The organism is Streptomyces malaysiensis subsp. malaysiensis, from assembly GCF_040653035.1.
In the GTDB taxonomy this organism is placed as follows: domain Bacteria; phylum Actinomycetota; class Actinomycetes; order Streptomycetales; family Streptomycetaceae; genus Streptomyces; species Streptomyces malaysiensis.
Genome location: NZ_JBEZNG010000005.1, coordinates 391,040 through 412,719, shown reverse-complemented (window position 1 = coordinate 412,719; position 21,680 = coordinate 391,040). Strand labels below are relative to the sequence as shown.

Here is a 21,680-nt window from a genome sequence, read left to right as displayed (position 1 = left end):
CCCTACCCAACCTCCGTAAAGTTGAGTCTATTCCACTCAACCTCGCTGGCGCCACTCCCTTGGCCTTAGGTTCTGTGCCATGTCCCGCGATCCCCGCAACCCCGATCCCGAGTACCTCGATTTCTGGCGCGAACGCCATGTGTGCACCCTGACCACCCCGCGCCCGGACGGCACCCCGCATGTGGTCCCGGTCGGCGTCACCTACGACCCCGAGGCCGGGCTCGCCCGCGTCATCGCCAACCGCCACAGCCGTAAGGTCGCCCATGTCCGGGCGGCGGGCGAGGCCGGTGCGCGGGTCGCGGTCTGCCAGCTGGCGGGCAGGCGGTGGGCCACGCTGGAGGGGCTCGCGGTGGTGCGCGAGGAGCCCGAGCTGATCGCGGACGCGGTGCGCCGCTACGCCGAGCGCTACGAGCGCACCCCGCGCCCCAACCCCGACCGCGTCCTCATCGAGATCGCCCTCACCCGCGCGATGGGCAAGGCTTGAGCCAGGGGGAAGGGCTGAGCCAGGGGCAAGACTTGAGGCGTGGGCAGGGCTTGAGCCCTGAGCAAGGCATGAAGCGCGGGCAAGGCAAGAGCCCCGAGCAAGGCGCGAGCCGCGGACCCCGTCACTCCTCGTCCTCCTCCCGGCGTTGCCCCGCGCCCGCCCACGGGTGGCGCAGCCGGATCCACACATCGCGGGCGCGCCGCCCGGCCTCCGTACGGCTCTCGGCCACCGCCGTACGCGCCTCCTCCTCGGTCTCCACCATGGGCCCGGAACCGCGCAGCGGCTTCCCCGCCGTCTCGTGCAGGAACAGCGTGGAGACCAGCCCGATCACACCCGCCACCATCAGGTAGTAGGCGGGCACCAGCGTGTTGTGCGTGGTGGCCACCAGCCAGGAGGCCAGCAGCGGCGTGGTCCCGCCGAACAGCGACACGGAGAGGTTGTACGAGATCGACAGCGCGCCGTAGCGCAGCCGGGTCGGGAACAGCGCCGGAAGCGTGGCGGCGCTCGTCCCCGCGAAGGTGACCAGCATCGCGCCCAGGATCAGACAGCCGATCGCGGGCATCAGCACACCGCCCGCCCGGATCAGCAGCACCGCCGGAACGGCCACCACCACCATGCCGAGGCTGCCGAAGAGGAACAGCGGCCGCCGCCCCCAGCGGTCGGACGTGCGCCCCACCACCGTGATCGCCAGCACCACGAACAGCATGGTGCCCAGCACCAGCACCTGGGCCGTGGTGGCGTTCTTGCCGAGCGTGGAGGTCATGAACGTCGGCAGGTACGACGTCACCATGTAGTTGGTGACGTTGTACATCAGCACCAGACCCATGCAGATCAGCACCGCCTGCCAGTGCCGGGTGAAGATCTCCTTCAGCCGCCCCCGTCCGGACTGGCGGGCCTCCTCGATCGGCACGGTGTCACCGTGGGCCCGCGCCGCCTCGGCCTCCTGGGCCGCCCGCTCGGCCACCTGCTGGAACGCCGGGGTCTCCTCCAGCCGCAGCCGCATATACAGACCGATCAGCCCCAACGGCCCCGCCACCAGGAACGGCACCCGCCAGCCCCAGTCCACCATCCCGTTCTCGCCGATGGCGGCGGTGAGCACGGTGACCAGGCCGGAGCCCAGCGAATAGCCGATGAAGGTGCCGAAGTCGAGCCAGCTGCCGAGAAAGCCACGGCGCTGATCGGGCGCGAACTCGGCGATGTACGTGGTCGCCCCCGCGTACTCCCCGCCGGTCGAGAAGCCCTGCACCACCCGGCAGGCCAGGAGCAGCAGCGGGGCGGCGAAGCCGATCGAGGAATAGCCGGGCAGCAGACCCACCCCGAAGGTGCCGGTGGCCATCAGGATCATGGTGGTGGACAGCACCCGCCGCCGCCCGATCCGGTCGCCCAGCGGCCCGAACACCAGCCCGCCCAGCGGCCGCACCAGAAAGGCCACGGCGAAGGTCGCGAACGTGGAGACCACCTGGGTGGCGGGGTTGTCGGCGGGGAAGAAGACCCTGCCGAGGGTGACCGCGACATAGGCGTAGACACCGAAGTCGAACCACTCCATGGTGTTGCCGATCGCCGTCGCCGCGACGGCACGACGCATCCCCGGCTTGTCGACTACGGTGACGTCCTCGATGGCCAGCGGTTCCTTGCGGCGGCGCAGCAGCGTACGGAGCAGCTGGTCGGTACGGGCGCTGCCGTGCGGCCACGCTCCGCGGCGGGGGCCGCGCGGTGGTCTCCGACCGGAAGTCATCTCGTCCCCTGCCGACGGCTGGACCGCTCTATGACGCCGCTCCCGCCCCCCGGCTCAGGCCCCGGCCTCGCTCGACTTCGCGTATGTCTTCGCCATCTGCCCGGCCATGTCGTACACCACGACCTGCTCATCGCCGACGACCCATGCGTCATGGCCAGGCGCCACCACGAACACGTCCCCCGGCCCGACCTCGGCCTCCGCGCCATCGGCCGTGCGCAGCCGCATCCGCCCCTGGATCACGATCCCGCTGTGGTGGACCTCGCACAGATCGGTCCCCACGATCGGCCGCACCGACTCGCGCCAGCGCCATCCGGGGTCGAAGGTGCCCACGGCGAAATCCAGCCCGGTCAGATGCAGGACCTCGATATGGCCCCCGGGAAAGTCACGCCGCTCATCCGGCTTCTCGATCGTCTTGACTTCCACCATGGCGATGCCTCCTCCCATACCTCCATGGTGCGCCCGGGCCGCCCCGACGGCGCGCCCGCTCAAGAGCCCGGGAGTGCCACGGGAGTGCCCCAGGAATGCTCAGGGCGGGCTCCGCGGGCTCAGGGCTCAGCGGGCTCAAGGCTCAGCGAGCTCAAGGCTCAGCGGGCTCAGGGCATGCGAAAGGCCCGGCGGCCGTAAGACGGTCACCGGGCCCACGAGGAGGGGCGCGCGGGGGCGCTACTCCGGGCGCCTGGGGCGCCAGACCACCAGGGCGCTGCTCTGCTGGATGTCCTGGTAGCGGACCAGATCGCGACGGTAGGAGGCATGGACCTGGGCCTCGCGCTGCTGCATGGCCGTCGCGGCGCCCTCGACCGCGGCCTGGAGCTCGGCGACACGGGCCTGGAGGGCCGCGACCTGGTTCTCCAGTTCGATGATGCGCTTGATCCCGGCGAGGTTGATGCCCTCGTCCTGGGACAGCTGCTGGACCTGGCGGAGCAGCTGGATATCGCGCGCGGAGTACCGCCGGCCGCGGCCGGCGGTACGGTCGGGGGAGACCAGGCCGAGGCGGTCGTACTGACGCAGGGTCTGTGGGTGCAGCCCGGAGAGCTGAGCGGCCACCGAGATGACGTACACCGGCGAATCCTCGGTCAGCTCATACGGGTTGCGGGGTCGGCCAGCGCCCCTGCCTCCGATTCCACCGCGGCCGTCCATCTCAAGCTCCCTTCGCGGCCTTGAACAGCTCCGCCCGCGGGTCCTCTCCCACGGTCGCCTCGCGATACGACTCCAGCGCGTCCCGCGCCGAGTCGCTCAGGTCCTTCGGCACCGTGATCTCGACGGTGACCAGCAGGTCTCCGTGGGTGCCGTCCTTGCGCACCGCGCCCTTGCCACGGGCGCGCATGGTCCGTCCATTGGGCGTGCCGGGCGGCAGCTTCAGGGTGACCGGCGGGCCGCCCAGGGTCGGGACCTTGACCTCGCCGCCGAGCGCCGCCTCGGGAAGGGTGACGGGCACGGTGACGGTCAGGTTGTCGCCCTTGCGGCCGAAGACCGGATGCGCGTCCACATGCACGACCACATACAGATCGCCGGCCGGGCCGCCGGTCTCGCCCGGGGCGCCCTTGCCGCGCAGCCGGATCCGCTGGCCATCGCTGACGCCCGCGGGGATACGGACCTGCATGGTGCGGGCGGAACGGGCCCGTCCGCTGCCCTTGCAGGTCTCGCACGGGTTCTGCGCGATCAGCCCGCGGCCGCGGCACTCCACGCACGGGTCGGTGAGCGAGAAGCCGCCCCCGCCGCCCCGGCTGACCTGGCCGGTGCCGACGCAGGTCGGGCAGACCCGCGGGGTGCCGTCCCGGTCGCCGGTGCCCGAGCACGCCTTGCACGGGGCCTGACTGGACATCCGCAGCGGGACCGTGGCCCCCTCGACGGCCTCGGTGAAGCTGAGCGTCACCTCGGACTCGATGTCCTGGCCCCGGCGCGGCTGGGCGCGGGTGGCGCCGCCACGGCCGCCGAACAGCCCGCCGAAGACATCCCCGAGCCCGCCGCCGAAACCGCCGGCGCCGGCGCCACCGCCACCCCCACCGCCGCCCTGCGCGCCACCGAAGAGGTCGCCCAGGTCGAAGTTGAAGCTGCCGGTGCCGCCCGCGCCACCCGGCCCGGGGCGGAATCCCCCGTTGCCGAAGAGGGCGCGGGCCTCGTCGTACTCCTTGCGCCGCTTGGGGTCCCCGAGGATGTCATTGGCCTCGGAGATCTCCTTGAACCGCTCCTCCGCCTTGGCGTCGCCCTTGTTGGCGTCCGGGTGGTACTCGCGGGCGAGCTTCCGGTACGCCTTCTTGATCTCCGCCTCGGTGGCGTCCTTGGGGACGCCGAGGACCTTGTAGTAGTCCTTCTCCACGAAGTCCTTGGTGCTCATCCCCGACGTCCCTCCTCTCTCACTGCTCTCGCGGTCACCGTCGCGTCAGCCCTCTTCCGGGCCACCGCTCTCCTCGTCCTGGGCGGCGGCCTCGCCTTCGCCACCCTTGGCGGGGGTGGCTCCGGGCTGGGGCTCGGCGACGGCGACCCGCGCCGGGCGGATCGTTCGCTCGCCGATTCGATACCCCGGCTGAAGAATCTGCACGCACGTGGTCTCGGTGACGTCCGGCGCGTACGAGTGCATCAGCGCCTCGTGCACCAGCGGGTCGAAGGGCTCGCCCTCCTTGCCGAACTGCTGGAGGCCCAGCTTGGCCACCACCGTCTCCACCGATTCGGCCACGGACTTGAACCCGCCGACGAGCTCGCCGTGGTCACGGGCGCGCCCGATGTCGTCGAGCACGGGCAGCAGCTCGGACAGGAGGCTCGCCACGGCGATCTCCTTGACCGTCACCCGGTCCCGCTCGACCCGGCGCCGATAGTTCTGGTACTCCGCCTGGAGCCGCTGGAGGTCGGCCGTCCGCTCATTCAGCGCGGTGCGCACCTGGTCCAGCTGTGCCTGAAGGGCTACTTGCTCGATGTCCCCGGCCGGGGCCGACGGGCCCGCCTTGTCGGCGGACCCGGCGCCCTTCGCCGCGTCGTCGGGGGTCTGCGCGGCTTCGGGGGGGACGTCGGGCTGCTCCTCGAAGCCCGGGGTCTCCTCCGTCACGCCGCACCACCCTGGCCCTTGTCGGCCTTGTCGTCGTCGACGATCTCGGCGTCCACCACATCGTCATCGGCCTTGGCCTGGCCGGCCGCACCGGCGTCACCGGCGGCGGCACCGGCCGCGCCCGCGCCGTCCGCCGTGTTGGCGTACATGGCCTGGCCCAGCTTCTGGCTGACCGCGGCGACCTTCTCGGTCGCGGTGCGGATCTCGGCGGTGTCCTCGCCCTTGAGCTTGTCCTTCAGCTCGGTGAGGGCCTCCTCGACCTCGGTCTTCACCTCGCCCGGGACCTTGTCCTCGTTGTCCTTGAGGAACTTGTCCGTCTGGTAGACCAGCTGCTCGGCCTGGTTGCGGGTCTCGGCGGCCTCGCGGCGCTTGTGGTCCTCCTCCGCGTACTGCTCGGCCTCGCGCATCATGCGGTCGATGTCGTCCTTCGGCAGCGCGGAGCCGCCGGTGACGGTCATCTTCTGCTCCTTGCCGGTGCCGAGGTCCTTCGCGCCGACGTGCATGATGCCGTTGGCGTCGATGTCGAAGGTGACCTCGATCTGCGGCACGCCGCGCGGGGCCGGGGGCAGACCGGTCAGCTCGAACATCCCGAGCTTCTTGTTGTACGCCGCGATCTCGCGCTCGCCCTGGTAGACCTGGATCTGCACGGACGGCTGGTTGTCCTCGGCCGTGGTGAAGATCTCCGAGCGCTTGGTCGGAATGGTCGTGTTGCGCTCGATCAGCTTGGTCATGATGCCGCCCTTGGTCTCGATACCGAGGGACAGCGGGGTGACGTCGAGCAGCAGGACGTCCTTGACCTCACCCTTGAGGACACCGGCCTGGAGCGAGGCGCCGATGGCGACGACCTCGTCCGGGTTGACGCCCTTGTTGGCCTCCTTGCCGCCGGTCAGCTCCTTGACGAGCTCGGCGACGGCGGGCATACGGGTGGAGCCACCGACCAGGACCACGTGGTCGATCTCGGACAGCGAGATGCCCGCGTCCTTGATGACGTTGTGGAACGGGGTCTTGCAGCGCTCCAGCAGGTCGGAGGTGAGCTGCTGGAACTGGGCGCGGGTGAGCTTCTCGTCCAGGTGCAGCGGGCCCTCGGCGGACGCCGTGATGTAGGGCAGGTTGATGGTGGTCTCGGACGAGCTGGAGAGCTCGATCTTCGCCTTCTCAGCCGCCTCACGGAGGCGCTGAAGAGCCATCTTGTCCTTGGACAGGTCGACGCCGTGGCCGTTGTTGAACTGCTTGACCAGGTGGTCGACGACGCGCTGGTCCCAGTCGTCACCACCGAGGTGGTTGTCACCGTTGGTGGCCTTGACCTCCACCACGCCGTCGCCGATCTCCAGCAGCGAGACGTCGAAGGTGCCGCCACCGAGGTCGAAGACCAGAATGGTCTGGTCGTCCTTCTCCAGCCCGTAGGCGAGCGCGGCGGCAGTAGGCTCGTTGACGATACGCAGAACGTTGAGGCCCGCGATCTCACCGGCTTCCTTGGTCGCCTGGCGCTCGGCGTCGTTGAAGTACGCCGGGACGGTGATGACCGCGTCCGCGACCTTCTCGCCCAGGTACGACTCGGCGTCGCGCTTCAGCTTCTGGAGGATGAAGGCGCTGATCTGCTGGGGGTTGAAGTCCTTGCCGTCGAGGTTGATCTTCCAGTCGGTGCCCATGTGGCGCTTGACCGACCGGATGGTCCGGTCCACGTTCGTGACCGCCTGGCGCTTGGCGACTTCGCCCACCAGCACCTCGCCGTTCTTGGCGAACGCCACAACGGACGGCGTGGTCCTGGCGCCCTCGGCGTTGGTGATGACGGTGGGCTCACCGCCTTCGAGAACACTGACGACGGAGTTCGTCGTACCCAGGTCGATGCCGACCGCACGTGCCATTTCGGGATCCTCCAGCTACAGCATTGAGTGGAACAGGCTCAAGCGTGCACCAACGGTTTGCCGCTGTCAACAGACCTGAGTCGACGCCGCTCAACTTTTATATGAGGCTTATACCCAAGGGGGCGAGGAAGAGATGGAGGAGGGGCCAAGTGAGCGACACAGATCACCGGCTGGTCGACTACATGGGTGCCCGTCCGGGCGGGTAATCTCGGTCAAGCCACATTAAGTTACTGCTTAGTAATCCAGCTCTCGCAGGTTCGAGGAGCCCCTTATGCAACTCGCCGCGATCATCGTGTCGCTGGTCCTCACCGCGGTCGGCGTTGCCCTGCTCGGCCGGGCCGTCACACAGTTCGTGCGCTTCTTCAAGCTCGGCGCCCCGGTCCCGGCAGGGGCCAGGACCGACAACCCCTGGCAGCGCAGCGTGACCCTGGTCCGCGAGTTCCTCGCACATACGCGCATGAACAAGTGGGGCGTCATCGGCGTCGCCCACTGGTTCGTGGCGATCGGCTTCCTCACCCTGCCGCCGACCATCATCAACGCCTACGGCCAGCTCTTCCAGGCGGACTGGACGCTGCCGATCCTCGGCGGCTTCCTCCCCTACGAGCTGTACATCGAGTTCATCGGCACGATGACCACGCTCGGCATCCTGACGCTGATGGTGATCCGGCTGCTGAACCTGCCCAGCCGGGCCGGGCGCAAGTCCCGGTTCGCGGGCTCCACCGCCTGGCAGGCGTACTTCGTCGAGTACGTCATCCTCATCATCGGCCTCGCGATCATGGCGCTGCGCGGCACCGAGGGCGCGCTGCACCACGTCGACCACTACGAGCCCGCGTACTTCGCCTCGTATCCGCTGGTCCAGCTCTTCGACGGGCTCGGCGTGGACACGGTGCAGAACCTGACCTACTTCTTCGCGATGATCAAGCTGGGCACGACCATGATCTGGATGATCACGGTCAGCACCAACCTCGACATGAGCATCGCCTGGCACCGCTTCCTCGCCTTCCCCAACATCTGGTTCAAGCGGAACGCGGACGGCGAGGTGGCGCTCGGCGCGCTCCAGCCGATGACCAGCGAGGGCAAGCCGATCGACTTCGAGGACCCGGACGAGGACGCCCAGTTCGGCGTCTCGCAGATCGAGCACTTCTCCTGGAAGGGCATCCTCGACTTCTCCACCTGCACCGAGTGCGGCCGCTGCCAGTCGCAGTGCCCGGCCTGGAACACCGGCAAGCCGCTCTCGCCCAAGCTGCTGATCATGTCGCTGCGCGACCACTCGCACGCCAAGGCCCCGTATCTGCTCGCCGGTGGCGGCAAGACGGTGGAGGGCGAGGAGAAGGCGAGCGAGGAGCAGCTCGCCGAGGTGCCCGCCGCCGCGCTGGCGGAGGCCGAGCGGCCGCTGATCGGCACGCTCGAGGAGAATGGCGTCATCGACCCGGATGTGCTGTGGTCCTGCACCACCTGCGGTGCGTGCGTCGAGCAGTGCCCGGTGGACATCGAGCACGTCGACCACATCGTGGACATGCGCCGCTACCAGGTGATGATCGAGTCCTCGTTCCCGTCTGAGGCGGGCACGATGCTCAAGAACCTGGAGAAGAAGGGCAACCCCTGGGGTCTGGCCAAGAAGCAGCGGCTGGCATGGACCAAGGAGCTCGCAGCGGACACAGGCTTCGAGGTGCCGGTCGTCGGCAAGGACATCGAGGACCTCACCGAGGTCGACTACCTGTACTGGGTCGGCTGCGCGGGCGCCCTGGAGGACCGGGCCAAGAAGACCACCAAGGCGTTCGCCGAGCTGCTGCACATCGCGGGCGTCAAGTTCGCGATCATGGGCGGCGACGAGGCGTGCACCGGTGACTCCGCCCGCCGTCTGGGCAATGAGTTCCTCTTCCAGCAGCTCGGCCAGCAGAACGTCGAGATGCTGAACATGGCGTTCGGTGAGTCCGCCGAAGGTGAGGACGGTGCCGAGGGCGTCGTGGTCGAGAAGTCCAAGAAGAAGATCGTCGCCACCTGCCCGCACTGCTTCAACACCATCGCGAATGAATACCCGCAGCTGGGCGGCGACTTCGAGGTCATCCACCACACCCAGCTGCTCCAGCACCTCATCGACGAGGGCAAGCTGGTCCCGGTCACCCCGGTCGAGGGTCTGATCACCTACCACGACCCCTGCTACCTGGGCCGCCACAACAAGGTCTACACCCCGCCGCGCGAGATCATCGCCAAGGTGCCGGGGCTGCGGAACGAGGAGATGCACCGCCACAAGGAGCGCGGCTTCTGCTGCGGCGCGGGCGGCGCCCGGATGTGGATGGAGGAGCGGATCGGCAAGCGCATCAACAACGAGCGCGTGGACGAGGCGCTGTCCCTCAACCCGGACATCATCTCCACCGCCTGCCCGTTCTGCCTGGTGATGCTGACCGACTCCGTCAACGGCAAGAAGGCGTCCAATAGCGGCTCCGCCGCGGGCGATGGCGTGGTGAAGGAAGGGCTCCAGGTCGTGGATGTGGCGCAGCTGCTCCTCGACTCGGTGAAGACCCCGGCCGAACCGGAGGACGGCGGCAAGAACGCGGAGGCGCCGGAACCGGCCCCGGCCAAATAGCGCCGGAGGCGTCTCGCCGATGCGCTGAAGCCCGCCCACGGGGTCCGTGGGCGGGCTTCACGCTTTCCTGGCTCCCTGGCTTTCCTGGCTTTCCTGACGTCCTTACGGCCGCCGCGGCGCCCTTACGGCTCTCATGAGGGCCCTACGGCTCTCATGAGAGCCCTACGTCCGCGGCTTGCCGCTCTTCGACAGCGGCAGCGCCTGCTCGGTCCAGATGACCTTGCCGTCCGAGGTGTAGCGGGTGCCCCAGCGGTCGGCGAACTGCGAGACCAGGAAGAGCCCCCGGCCGCCCTCGTCCGTCGTCCCCGCGTACCGCAGATGCGGCGAGGTACTGCTGGTGTCGAAGACCTCGCAGATCAGGCTGCGGTCGCAGAGCAGCCGCACCCGGATCGGACCGGTCGCGTAGCGGATCGCGTTGGTGATCAGCTCGCTGAGGATGAGCTCGGTCGTGAACGCGACATCGCCCAGATCCCACTCCGCCAGCTTCCGGGCCACCGCGGCGCGCACCTCGGCCACGTGCGCCGGATCGGAGGGCACCTCCCAGTCGGCGATAAGACCGGGCTCCAGCACCCTCGTACGGGCCACGATCAGCGCGATGTCATCGCTCGGACGGTCGGGCAGCAGCGCGTCCAGCACCGCCGTACAGGCGTCCTCGGGCGTCCGGCCGGGGTGGGCCAGGGCCGCGCGCAGCATCTCCAGACCCGTGTCGATGTCCCGGTCGCGCTTCTCGATCAGCCCGTCCGTGTAGAGCACCAGATGGCTGCCCTCGGGGAGCTCGAGCTCCGCCGTCTCGAACGGCAGCCCGCCCAGGCCCAGCGGCGGCCCCGAGGGCAGATCGAGGAACTCCACCGAACCGTCCGAACGGACCAGCGCGGGCGGTGGATGACCGGCCCGCGCCATCGTGCAGCGCCGCGTCACCGGGTCGTAGATCGCGTACAGGCAGGTGGCCCCCGTGATCCCCTCACTGCCGCCACCGCCGTCGCCGTCCAGACCGCCAGGGCCCTCGTCCTGGTCGATCCGGGCGATCAGATCGTCGAGATGGGAGAGGATCTCATCGGGCGGGAGGTCGAGCGTGGAGAAGTTGTGCACCGCCGTACGCAAGCGCCCCATCGTCGCCGCCGCGTGCAGACCGTGCCCCACCACATCGCCCACCACCAGCGCCACCCGCGCCCCCGGCAGCGGAATGACATCGAACCAGTCGCCGCCCACCCCCGACTCCGCCGGCAGATAGCGGTACGCCACGTCCAGCGCGTTCTGCTCGGGGAGCATCCGGGGCAGCAGGCTGCGCTGGAGGGTCACCGCCATGGTGTGCTCGCGGGTGTAGCGACGGGCGTTGTCGATGCTGACGGCGGCCCGGGTGACCAGCTCCTCGGCGAGGGAGATGTCGTCCTCCTCGAAGGGCTCCGGCTTCTGCGCGCGCATGAAGCTGGCCACGCCCAGGACGACGCCCCGGGCCCGCAGCGGGATCGTGATCATCGAGTGGATTCCGTAGTCGACGATCCGCCGGGCGAGCTCGGGGTCCTGCTCCTGCCAGCCGCCGAAGTCCGCGAGGAACGGCTCGACCGTGACCGCTCCGGTGCGGAAGCCCCGGGCCTGGGGCGCGCCCGGGCCGAACTCGATCAGCATGCCGAGGGGGTAGAGCGGGCCGTCGTCACGGATGCCGCTGAGTGCCGTACGGCGCAGGACGGTGCGGGCGCCGTCGGCGGCGGCCACGGCGCCCCACGAGCCCGTCTCCGGGCTGCCGACCGTGTCCGGGCTGCCGACGCCCGGCACCCCGTCCGGGGGCTCCTCACCGCGCAGCACCGAGTCCGCGAGGTCCACCGAGACGTAGTCGGCGAACCGGGCCACCGCGTACTCCGCCAGCTCCTGGGCGGTGCGCACCACGTCCAGCGTGGTGCCGATGGAGACGCCCGCGTCGTAGAGCAGCTTGAGCCGGTTGCGCGCGAGGTCGACCTTGCCGGACAGCGCGCGCAGCTCCGTGGTGTCGCGCAGGGTGGCGACACTGCCGGGCGGGCCGCCGTCGCGGTCGGTGGGGCGGTGGCTGACGGACAGCAGCCGCTCACCGGCCGTATGGACCTCGTCGGTGGCGGGGCGCCCGGACGACAGCAGCGCGGCGGTGTGCGGATCGAAGCCGAGCTCGGACACCAGCCTGCCCTCGGCGTCCGGCGGGAGCTCGAAGAGCCGGCGCGCCTCGTCGTTGGCGAGCACCAGCCGGCCGTCGCCGCCGACGATCAGCACGCCTTCGCGCACCGAGTGCAGCACCGCGTCGTGATGCTCGTACATCCGCGTCATCTCGGCCGGGTCCAGCCCATGCGTCTGGCGCCGCAGCCGCCTGCTCACCAGGGCCGTACCCGCCGTGGCGAGCGCCATCGCGGCCGCGGCCGCGCCGAACAGCAACGGCAGCTGCTGGTCGGCCGCACCGCTCACCTTCTTGATCGTGATACCGGCCGCGACCAGGCCGACGACCTTCCCGTGGCTGTCCTTGACGGGCACCACGGACCGCACGGACAGGCCGAGCGTGCCGGTGAAGGTCTCCTGGACCGTCCGGCCCTCCGCCGCCGCGCGGATGCTGCCCATGAAGTGCTTGCCGATGCGGGCGGGGTTGGGGTGGGTGTAGCGGATCCCCTGCGGCGTCATGGCCACGACGAAGTCGACCCCGGAGCCCTTACGGGCCCGCTCGGCGAGCGGCTGGAGCACGGCGCTCGGATCGCGGCCGCGCAACGCGCTCACCATGCCCGGTGCGTTCGCGAAGCTCTCGGCGACCGCCATGGAGCGGTTACTGGCCTCCCGCTCGCTGTCGTAGCGGGACTGTAGGACGAGCGCCGCCACGGCCGCGACGACCAGCAGCAGCACGACCCCCACCTGGAGGACGAAGACCTGACCGGCCACGGTGCGCACGCCGCGTACCGGGCGGCCCAGGCGGGAGCGCAGCCTATGGCTCCGGCCGTGGGCGGAGCCATTGCCGGAGCCCGGACCGAAGCCGGGACCCGATCCGGGGCCGAAACCGGGGCCTGATCCGCGGCCGAAGCCAGGACCCGATCCGCGGCCGAAGCCTGGACCTGATGCGTGACCGGAACCGCGGCCGGGGTCGCGGCCGTCACGACCGTCACGGCCGTCACGGCCGCGGCCGGGGTCGCGGCCGTCACGACCGTCACGGCCGTCACGGCCTGAATCATGGCCGCTCCGGCCGCCGGTGCGCCGCGGCGGCCGGAGCGGGCCCCGCTGGGCGTATGTGTCCGGCCGGCCCTGGGCACCCCAGTGGTCATAGGGGCCCGGCGAGCCCTGCGCATCGGGTTGACCGCGCTGGTCGCGCTGATCGGGCTGACCACCTTCATCGCGTTGATCCCGATGATCACGGTCATCGCGCTGATCCCGCTGGTCCTGCTGGTTCCGCTGGTCCTGCGTGTCCTGCTGATCGCGCCGCCCGCGTCGTTCCCACGCCGAGCGGGGCCCCTCACGCCGACCACGCGGGCGCCAGTCGGTCATCGTGCGAGCCAGCGGAACCCGTGGTCGACCGAAAAGTCCGGCCATGTCGCTATTTCTAGCACCCTCGCTCAGCGGCGGGCGAGCGGCATCCCCCGCCGCCGGCCGAGCACTCCCGTCCGACATCGCGCCTACACCCCGCCCGCGCCCTCTTCCACCGGACTCGCCGCTTCACCCATCACTCGCACATCGTGCCTTAAGCACATGGCTTGCCCCCGCTTTTCCGCGTCGAAGTTGCGCGTCGAAGTTGCGCGTCGGACGACTACCGATACTGGCCGTGAAGTATCCCTTCTCACAACGACGTTGCGAATTCCCTACAGGATCATGCCCACCGCGGCATTCGTAAATGTCCTGGACGGCCCTTGTGCTCCAAAGGTCATCTTTACAGCCAAGCGGACTGATCCATCCCGCATCATCCGGAACGACCATCGAGTGGCGAAGGGTGGAAACCAGGCATCACCCTCGTAACGAAGTGCCGTGCCCCATGGCCTGAGCCGCCCTGATGGGTTGAGGTGGGCCGATGACGCCCGCACCTCCCCCCACAGCACCACCCGGCCGCGTCCCGGGCTCCCGGCGCCGCTCCCTCCCCCGCACTTCCACCGGCTCCACCACCACCGCCGCCCCCGCGGCCCCCGTCACCGCCTCTGCCGCCTCCTCCGCCACATCTGTAGCAACCTCCCCCGCCGGCTCCATGGCGACCTCCAGGGCGACCTCAGCGGCCACCTCCATGGCCACCTACGTCGCCGCCGGTACGGCCTGCCTGGCCCTGCTGCTCACCGGCTGCGGCCCCGACGACAACGGCTCACCAGGCGAGCGCGACGGCGCCTCCTCCGCCACCGGATCCGTCATCACCCCCACCGCGACCGCCCCCGTCCCCCGCGGCAAGGGCAGCCGGCTGCCGGACGACGTCAACGGCGACGGCTACCCCGATCTGCGTATCCCCGTCCCGTCCCGCAAAGGCGGGCTGCCCAGCCGGATCGCCTTCGTCCACGGCTCGTCCCACGGTCTGAATCCCGCCACCCGCACCGTGCTCCGCCATCGCGACCTCGGCCTGCCGTCCGAGGACGTCACCGTCGCGGGCGCGACCGAGGTGGCCACGGCCGACCTCGACGGCGACGGCTACGCCGACGTCACCACCACGGCGGGCGCGGCGCTCGACGAGAGCGAGACCGAGCGCACCCAGGCCACTGTGCGGACCGTCCCCTACATCTCCTGGGGCGGCCCCGGCGGCCCCGGCCGGACCCGCTCCGCCGCCCGCGTCCAGCTGACCGGCCCGGACGACGGTGTGGACGCCCAGCGCCCGACCGTCGGCGACTTCAACGGCGACGGCCACCACGACCTGGCCCTGATCCGCGAGGACCGCCGCTCGCTGCTGGTGCTGTACGGGCCGTTCAACCGGGCGGGCAAGGCCACCAGGACCGTTCCGTACACGAGTCCGCTGGACGGCCACGGCGAGATCGGCGATCTCATCGCGGACACCATCGCGGACACCGCGGGCGATGACGACCATGGCGGCGACAAAGGCGCTGACGGCGCTGACGGCCCCCGCGCCACCGATCTGGTGGTGCACACGGTCAACGACAACGACCAGTCCGGCTCCGTCCTCCTCCCCGCCGGCCCCCACGGCCTCAGCCACGAGGGCCACCCGCTGCGCGAGGGCAACTCGATCGCCTTCGGCGACTTCGACGGCGACGGCCGCCGAGATGTCGCGGTCGGCGACAGCGGCACCCGTAACGACGAACCGGGCGGAGAGACGGAGCGCGCCGACATCGGCAAGACGGTGAGCGTCTACCTCAAGGGGGCGGCACGGACGGCGGGTTCCGCTCCGCGCCCCCTCAAGGTGCCCGGGATGTCGGGCACGCTGGCCGCCGCCGACACCAACGGCGACGGCACCGACGAGCTGGCCGTCTCCCTCGGACGGGGCGGCGTCGAACTGCTCACCCTGCGGCGCGGCTCCCACGCCACCGCGCCCCGCGTCGCCGACCGCCGCCTGCTGACCCGCGCGGCACCCGCCAGCGTGGACGGCAAGGCCGTCCGTAAGGGCGAGCGCGCGGCCCGGCTCTACGGCGTCGCGGACTTCGATCATGACGGTAAGGACGAGGTCGTGCTGGCGTGGGGCCGTGGTCTGGCCTTCTCGCGGTACGGCGAACGTCCCGAGTGGTGGTGGATCACGGACGGTAAGGCGGACAAGACGGCCTTCAGCAGCAAGCCGTTCGCGGCGGACAAGGAGTGAAGCACAGAGGCTGAGGGACCCGGCCAGCACCAGGAACCCGAGAACACCAGCCACCCCCAGCCACCACCGGGGGAAAACCCATCAGGGACCCCCTAGGGGATGTCACAGCTCGGCCGCAATGGCTGGTACGTCACACAGCTCCCACACCCGGCCCGCTACGACCGGGTACGTTCAAATGGTGGCTGGATTCAGGATCGGACGCGGACGGGACTCCCACTCCGCGCAACAGGGGCAGCAGCAGCGGCCGCAGCAGCAGCCGTACGGACAGCACGACCCGTACGGCGGTCAGCAGCAGCCGCAGTGGCAGCAGCCCTCCTCACAGGGAGAGCCGGAGTACTTCGGCGGCCAGGACCCGCACTACGGCCCCGGGCCCGGGCAGGGCCCCGGCCCCGGAGGCTACGGCCAGGGGCAGAGACCGTACGGACAGGGCGGCGGGTACGCGGACAACAACGCGGGCCATACACAGCAGTTCAGCGTCGGCGAGGCGCCCGACGCGTACGACCCGTACGGCCAGGCCCCCGGCTCGTACGACGACGGCTACGCCGGGCACACATACCGCGCCGGCTCCTCCACCGCCCCGCCCGCCGGCCCCCGGCTGCACTGGAAGCAGCTGCTGAGCGGCATCGTGCTGCGCCCGTCGGCCACCTTCTGGCAGATGCGGGACTACGCGGTCTGGGGCACGGCGCTGATCGTGACCTTCATCTACGGTCTGCTGGCGGTCTTCGGCTTCGATGACGCCCGTAAGGACGTCCTCAACGCCCCGATGTCGAACAGCATCCCCTGGGTGCTCACCGCGGGCGTCGCCATGGTGATCAGCGGACTGATCCTGGGCGCCGTCACCCACACCCTCGCCCGCCAGCTGGGCGGCGACGGCACCTGGGCGCCGACCGTCGGTCTGTCGATGCTGATCATGTCGATCACGGACGCGCCGCGGCTGGTGTTCGCGCTGTTCCTGGGCGGTGACAGCTCGCTGGTGAAGGTGGTGGGCTGGGTGACCTGGCTGGCGGCGGGCGCGCTCTTCACCACGATGGTGAGCAAGTCGCACGACCTGCCGTGGCAGAAGGCGCTGGGCGCGTCGGCGCTCCAGCTGATCGCGCTGCTGAGCCTGGTGAAGCTGGGAACGCTGTAAGGACGGCGCCACGGAGCGGAAACCGCAGGCCACCTGGCCGAACGACCGCAGCCCGTATGGCCGCATGACCAAGGGGCCCGCACCAGCGGGCCCCTCATCTCACACACACCTCATGGGTGCCGGGCCACGCCCGTCAGGCTGGTGCCTGGCCACCGCCCGTCAGGCGTCCCGCACCTGCCCCTCCCGCCGCACGACGGGCGGTTCGACGCTCCACGGGAAGTTGATCCACCGATCGGTGCGCTGCCAGACGTACTCGCACTCGACCAGCGACTGCGGCTTCTCGTAGATCACCGCGCTGCGCACCTCGGCGACCGTGCCGAGGCAGAAGTCACGGACCAGCTTCAGCGTCTTGCCGGTGTCCGCCACATCATCGGCGATCAGCACCTTCTTGTCGGAGAAGTCGATCACGTTGGGGACGGGCGCGAGCATCACGGGCATGTCGAGGGTGGTCCCCACGCCCGTGTAGAACTCCACGTTCACCAGGTGGATGTTCTTGCAGTCGAGCGCGTACGCCAGCCCGCCGGCCACGAAGACCCCGCCGCGGGCTATGGAGAGCACGATGTCGGGCTCGTAGCCATCGTCGGCAACCTGCTGCGCCAGTTCGCGGACCGCGATCCCGAACCGCTCGTACGTGAGGTTCTCCCGCTGCTCACCCATACCGCTCACACCTTCGTCCGGTGGAAGCTCTGGAACGACCGCGAGGGCGTCGGCCCGCGCTGCCCCTGATAGCGGGAGCCGTAACGGGCGGAACCGTAAGGATGCTCGGCGGGCGAGGTCAGCCGGAACATGCACAGCTGCCCGATCTTCATCCCAGGCCATAGCTTGATCGGCAACGTCGCGACGTTCGACAACTCAAGCGTGACATGTCCGGAGAACCCCGGGTCGATGAACCCCGCCGTGGAGTGCGTCAGCAGCCCCAGCCGCCCCAGACTCGACTTCCCCTCGAGCCGCGAGGCGATGTCGTCCGGCAGCGATACGACCTCGTACGTCGAGGCCAGCACGAACTCCCCGGGGTGCAGGATGAACGCGTCCTCGCCCTCGGGCTCCACGAGCCGCGTCAGATCGGGCTGCTCCACCGCCGGGTCGATATGCGGATAGCGGTGGTTCTCGAACACCCGGAAGAACCGGTCCAGCCGTACATCGATACTCGACGGCTGCACCATCGCCGGATCGTACGGATCAATCCGCACCCGCCCGGCGTCGATCTCGGCCCGGATGTCCTTGTCTGAGAGAAGCACTCGAAGAGGATACGCACATCGGACCCACCCCCACGGCACAGGCCCGGTCCCACCGGACCGGGCCCGCACCCTGCGACTTCATCGGCTACCGCTCACCGCTTCTCGGCGCCCACCGGCACGGCGTGCCGGAGCCGGGCGCAACGCGGACACCGCAACAATCGGCCGGGGCCGATGCGGTCGACGGTGAGGTGCTGCATCGGGAACGAGGCGGTGCTGAACACGTGCCCTTCAGCACAACGGACGACGGTGCGCTCCATTGAGTCCTTCCCCAAAGAACGTGGACGGCGTGGACGACAAAAGCCACATTAGGGGATCAACCACACACCACTCCACGCGGCACTCCGCACCCCCACCGTACGCCCAACTCCCGCACCCCAACAGCCGCTTCCACCCCACCCACACCCCAAAAATCCACCCCAAATCCCCCGCGAATCCCCCTCGAGTCCCCCGCGAATCCACCCCGATCCGACACCACCTTGGCCCCGCCTTGACCTGGATCCCGCCCCGAACAGCACGAAGACCCCACGACGAATGCGCCGGGGGTCAGCCATGGGGTAAAGTGTCGTCCGACGAAGCGGCGGCCGAAGATCAGGCCCCTCTCGCGGGTGTAGTTTAATGGTAGAACATGAGCTTCCCAAGCTCAGAGCGCGGGTTCGATTCCCGTCACCCGCTCCATAGCGAAGGCCCAGGTCAGCGACCTGGGCCTTGTTCGTTGCCTGCTGTTGTCTAGACCGCGCTAAGCGTCTTGCACCAGATCCGCACCAGAAGGCTTCGCGCCGCCCTGCTCAACGCCCTTCTGCCGGTCGGCACGCACCAGGGCATCGATCCCGGCGGCGACCTTCTTCTGTCGCTCCAGGGGCGAGTGCTGGTAGATGAGCGCGGCCCGTGTGGACGACTGCCCGGCGCGCACCATCGTGTCCTTGAGGGTCGCGCCGGATTGGGTCGAGAGGGTGTGCCCGGTGTGACGAAGATCGTAGAAACGGAAATTCTCCGGGAGACCAACCTTGGCCCGAGCCTTCCGCCACTTCCGCCCGAACGTCGACCGCCGGAACGGAGCGCCCTTCTCACCGACGAAGAGAAGCCCGTTGGGCCCCTTCTCGGCGAACCACTTCACGTGCCGCTCCAGATCCTTCCGCATGAAGCCGGGCAGCACGATGAACCGCTTCCCTGCCTCGGATTTCGTATCGCCCACGACCCGCCGGCCGGATGTCAGCTCAGGCGCGGCCCGGCGCACCCACACACCGACCGTTTCGAGATCCACGTCAGGCCGCCGCATCTCCGCCTGCTCTTCAGGACGAGCAGGGCCGTACGCGGCGATGTAGACCATCAGCCGCCACCGAGGCCCCATGGCGTCGGCGAGCGCATCCACCTGCTCCACGGTGGCGATGGGACGTTCGCCTGCCGACTCCTTCCCCGCCCCGCGTATCCGGCAGGGATTCCGGCGGATCAGCTCGTCCTCAACGGCCGTCTCCAGGATGGCTTTCAGCAGCCGGTACGACTTGGCCACGGTCGTCTCCCCAACCGTCTCCAGGCGCTCGGCACGCCAGGTGCGTATGCGAGGCGGGGTGATCTCGTCCAGGTCCCAGGCCCGGAAGGAGGGCAGGAGATGCAGCCGCAGAAGCCGCCGATATAACTCATCGGTGGTCGGAGAAAGCCCGCGCTCCTTGACCCACCGCAAGGCGTACTCCTCGAAGTTGACGGCACCCGCGTCCGGGTCCTGCCAATCACCGCGCGTCAGGTCCGCCTCGACCTGGGACAGCCACACCTCAGCGTCCTTCTTGGTGTCGAACGTCTCGGGCGCACGGTGCTCCTGCCCATCCGGTCCCAGGTAGCCCGCAGTCCAACGTCCCGACCGGTACTGACGGACCGAGCCGAAGCGGCGGCGGTTGCCCTTCTTGTTCCCCATCAGGCAGCCCTCCGGAGGTGACGCCGCCGAGGTTGCACCGGCCGCACGGTGTTCGCGTCGATGTACTCCTGAATGACGCTCTCCGGGATCCGTACGTGACGGCCCACCTTGACGTACTTGATGCGCCGCTCGGCGATCAGCCGCCGAGGGAAGCGGTCTGTGGTGCCCAGCAGCTCAGCCACCTGGGCAACGCTGAGGTACCGGTCACGCATGGGTCGGTTCTCCTTCCGTTCCGGGAGCAGGGGTGATGGTGGCGGTCAGCCATTCCTCGGCGGGGGTGAGGCCGGTACCGGCGTAGACCCAGTGGGCGAGGACCAGCGTGGTCCCGTCCGAGCCGGAGTCGGCGGCCGCAGCCTGAGCACGTCGCCAGGCGGCGCGGGCGTCGCGGAGTGCGCCGAGAGTGGTGGAGTAGCGACGCGACTTGGTCGAGAAGTGGCCCCGGAAGCCGAGCATGTGAGCCCAGGCACGAAGCCGGAGGTGTTCCAGGTCCTTCCGCACCCCGAGAGCCCAGGCGGTGCGGATCAGGCGGCGGGTGTGTTCGGGGACGTCGAGTTGGGCGAGTTCGGCGATGAGGCGTATCGGCCGGTCGAGGGCGCCGGTCGCGGTCTCGGCGCCTTTGGTGGCGTACTTGGCGATGTACGCGGCTACAGCCCGGTCGGTCAGCTCCTGGCCGCCGTTGAATTCCGCGCCCCGGAGGGGCCGTACGTCGAGTTGCCTGCCGAAGGCGAAGCGGTGGGCCCGGCCGTCGATCACCGGCCCTTTCACCTCCGCCTTGACTGCGGCAGCGCGGATGGCGTCGGTCAGCAGCTCGGCGGTGGCCCAGGCCGGGGGCGGAGTGTCACCGCCTTCCGGGCCGTCGAGCCGGATGACGGCGTGGAAGTGGACAGCGCCGCGTTTCTGGTACTCAGCGACCTTGGCGAAGGACAGCCGGGCGTGCGCGCGGAAGGCCCGTTGTGAGAGCCCGGCCCGCTTGGCGACCTCCCGCCGCAGGTAGATCGAGAACCGCCGCCACAGCAGGCCCGCGTGAGCGTTCCAGAGCACCGCGGATTCGTAGTCGTACCGGTCCGGATCGAGCGGAGTACCAAGCGCGTCGTCCTCCTGATCGTGGTGGACACCGCACCGGCACGGACGGCGAACACCGGCCGGACCCGTGGGCCGGCTGTGGACGGGCCCGAAGCTGGGCGCGGTGAAGGTGGCGAAGACGCGCGGGTGCGTGGCGACCTCCTCGGGAGTGCCTTTGCCGCCGCGTAGTCCGGCAGTGATCAGGTGGAAGGTGTCGCGGCGGTAGGTCTCGGCACAGGCCGCACAGCGGGTCACGCGACGGTTGTTGCAGCGGACCAGCAGATGCCCGGCGGGCAGCTCGGCGGAGTCCAGGTGATGAAGAATGCGGCCGATCTCGCCGGTGTCGCGGTCGAGGTGGTGTTCGGTGCGGTGGCCGTCGAGGCGGATGGGGTTGGTGCAGCCGCCGAGGCCGGAGAGTTGGCGGAGCAGTGCGGGCATGGTGCCCAGTGCTGCCAGGCTGCCCAGTTCGGGCAGCGGTGGCGGGGTGGTGCGGGTGATGATGGGGCTCCTCTTTCGGCTCTTGGGTCGGGAGGGGTTGGGCTGCCGGGGCGGCGGATGCTTGGCGGTATCGAGGCCGCCCCGGCAGTCGTGTTCGCGTGGGGTCAGCTGCGCCGCTGGCTGGCCAGGAGCGAGCGCATGACGACGGCGGCCACGGCGACGGAGACGGCCGTGACAGCTACGGCGGCGAGCAGGGCCGTCAGGACGATGCCGACCGTGACCACGGCACCGACCGTTCCGGCATTGATCCCGCTCAAGGCCCCGGCCGGGCGGACCGGAGCGGGCGCGGTGGTGTGCTGGCAGGAGCAGGCCGGGGCGTGAGGGTGCTGGGCCGCCGGGACGGCAGTGGGCACGTGGACGATCGGCGGCGTGGGGGCTTCGGGGTACTTCGGTCGGAACACGGCGATCTCCTCTCAGCTA

General features: G+C 69.9%; 17 protein-coding genes and 1 tRNA gene. 5 read left to right on the top strand and 13 right to left on the bottom strand.

The features are described from left to right. Positions 1-79 precede the first annotated feature (79 nt). Positions 80-484 (top strand): pyridoxamine 5'-phosphate oxidase family protein, encoded by a 405-nt coding sequence (locus AB0E24_RS13765; RefSeq protein ID WP_069872704.1) that lies wholly within the window; start codon positions 80-82, stop codon positions 482-484. Between the two features lie 121 nt (positions 485-605). Here the strand turns inward: AB0E24_RS13765 and proP are convergent, their stop codons facing one another. The 6 genes from proP to dnaK all read right to left on the bottom strand — a co-directional run bounded on the left by proP (position 606) and on the right by dnaK (position 7,124). Continuing rightward, a complete protein-coding gene (gene proP / locus AB0E24_RS13760) occupies positions 606-2,144 on the bottom strand; it encodes a glycine betaine/L-proline transporter ProP (protein WP_206335000.1) in 1,539 nt (512 codons plus the stop codon). A gap of 129 nt (positions 2,145-2,273) precedes the next feature. After that, on the bottom strand, positions 2,274-2,645 hold the full coding sequence (locus tag AB0E24_RS13755; RefSeq protein ID WP_079258397.1) for a cupin domain-containing protein: 372 nt from the start codon (positions 2,643-2,645) through the stop codon (positions 2,274-2,276). A 237-nt stretch (positions 2,646-2,882) separates the two neighbouring features. Continuing rightward, entirely contained in the window at positions 2,883-3,356 is a 474-nt protein-coding gene (locus tag AB0E24_RS13750; protein ID WP_069872697.1) for a heat shock protein transcriptional repressor HspR, read from the bottom strand. Position 3,357: 1 nt separating this feature from the next. After that, the gene (dnaJ, locus tag AB0E24_RS13745; protein ID WP_079258396.1) at positions 3,358-4,554 is read right to left on the bottom strand and encodes a molecular chaperone DnaJ; all 1,197 of its coding nucleotides are present in this window, start codon (positions 4,552-4,554) and stop codon (positions 3,358-3,360) included. A gap of 45 nt (positions 4,555-4,599) precedes the next feature. Continuing rightward, the gene (gene grpE / locus AB0E24_RS13740) at positions 4,600-5,259 is read right to left on the bottom strand and encodes a nucleotide exchange factor GrpE (protein WP_283885485.1); all 660 of its coding nucleotides are present in this window, start codon (positions 5,257-5,259) and stop codon (positions 4,600-4,602) included. Continuing rightward, on the bottom strand, positions 5,256-7,124 hold the full coding sequence (gene dnaK, locus AB0E24_RS13735) for a molecular chaperone DnaK (RefSeq protein WP_069872690.1): 1,869 nt from the start codon (positions 7,122-7,124) through the stop codon (positions 5,256-5,258). Before dnaK ends, grpE begins: the two co-directional genes overlap by 4 nt. Before the next feature lie 271 nt (positions 7,125-7,395). On the opposite strand from dnaK, the gene AB0E24_RS13730 reads away from it, so the two are divergent. Further along, a complete protein-coding gene (locus AB0E24_RS13730; RefSeq protein WP_147968528.1) occupies positions 7,396-9,711 on the top strand; it encodes a (Fe-S)-binding protein in 2,316 nt (771 codons plus the stop codon). A gap of 162 nt (positions 9,712-9,873) precedes the next feature. On the opposite strand, the gene AB0E24_RS13725 is transcribed toward AB0E24_RS13730, so the two are convergent. Further along, entirely contained in the window at positions 9,874-12,609 is a 2,736-nt protein-coding gene (locus AB0E24_RS13725) for a SpoIIE family protein phosphatase (RefSeq protein WP_435865275.1), read from the bottom strand. A 1,276-nt stretch (positions 12,610-13,885) separates the two neighbouring features. Between AB0E24_RS13725 and AB0E24_RS13720 the strand changes: the two genes are divergently transcribed. Together AB0E24_RS13720 and AB0E24_RS13715 are read left to right on the top strand one after the other, a co-directional pair. Further along, on the top strand, positions 13,886-15,427 hold the full coding sequence (locus tag AB0E24_RS13720; protein ID WP_359376837.1) for an FG-GAP repeat domain-containing protein: 1,542 nt from the start codon (positions 13,886-13,888) through the stop codon (positions 15,425-15,427). A 175-nt stretch (positions 15,428-15,602) separates the two neighbouring features. After that, complete coding sequence (locus AB0E24_RS13715; RefSeq protein ID WP_069872680.1) at positions 15,603-16,556, top strand: Yip1 family protein; 954 nt, start codon at positions 15,603-15,605, stop codon at positions 16,554-16,556. A gap of 159 nt (positions 16,557-16,715) precedes the next feature. Here the strand turns inward: AB0E24_RS13715 and AB0E24_RS13710 are convergent, their stop codons facing one another. Together AB0E24_RS13710 and dcd are read right to left on the bottom strand one after the other, a co-directional pair. After that, positions 16,716-17,213, bottom strand: coding sequence for a phosphoribosyltransferase (locus AB0E24_RS13710; RefSeq protein WP_069872678.1), 498 nt, complete (start codon positions 17,211-17,213; stop codon positions 16,716-16,718). 5 nt (positions 17,214-17,218) lie between these two features. Further along, complete coding sequence (gene dcd / locus AB0E24_RS13705; RefSeq protein ID WP_020869751.1) at positions 17,219-17,794, bottom strand: dCTP deaminase; 576 nt, start codon at positions 17,792-17,794, stop codon at positions 17,219-17,221. Between the two features lie 601 nt (positions 17,795-18,395). Here dcd and AB0E24_RS13700 point away from each other — a divergent pair. After that, positions 18,396-18,469, top strand: a tRNA-Gly gene (locus AB0E24_RS13700). Positions 18,470-18,530: 61 nt separating this feature from the next. Here the strand turns inward: AB0E24_RS13700 and AB0E24_RS13695 are convergent. The 4 genes from AB0E24_RS13695 to AB0E24_RS13680 form a co-directional block, all read right to left on the bottom strand. Beyond that, positions 18,531-19,700, bottom strand: coding sequence for a tyrosine-type recombinase/integrase (locus tag AB0E24_RS13695; RefSeq protein ID WP_359376830.1), 1,170 nt, complete (start codon positions 19,698-19,700; stop codon positions 18,531-18,533). Continuing rightward, positions 19,700-19,912, bottom strand: a complete 213-nt coding sequence (locus AB0E24_RS13690; RefSeq protein ID WP_359376827.1) for an excisionase family DNA-binding protein — start codon at positions 19,910-19,912, stop codon at positions 19,700-19,702. The genes AB0E24_RS13695 and AB0E24_RS13690 overlap by 1 nt, the downstream gene beginning before the upstream one ends. Beyond that, on the bottom strand, positions 19,905-21,200 hold the full coding sequence (locus AB0E24_RS13685; RefSeq protein ID WP_359376824.1) for a replication initiator: 1,296 nt from the start codon (positions 21,198-21,200) through the stop codon (positions 19,905-19,907). The genes AB0E24_RS13690 and AB0E24_RS13685 overlap by 8 nt, the downstream gene beginning before the upstream one ends. Before the next feature lie 164 nt (positions 21,201-21,364). Next, positions 21,365-21,661, bottom strand: a complete 297-nt coding sequence (locus AB0E24_RS13680) for a hypothetical protein (RefSeq protein ID WP_359376821.1) — start codon at positions 21,659-21,661, stop codon at positions 21,365-21,367. Between the last annotated feature and the right edge of the window lie 19 nt (positions 21,662-21,680).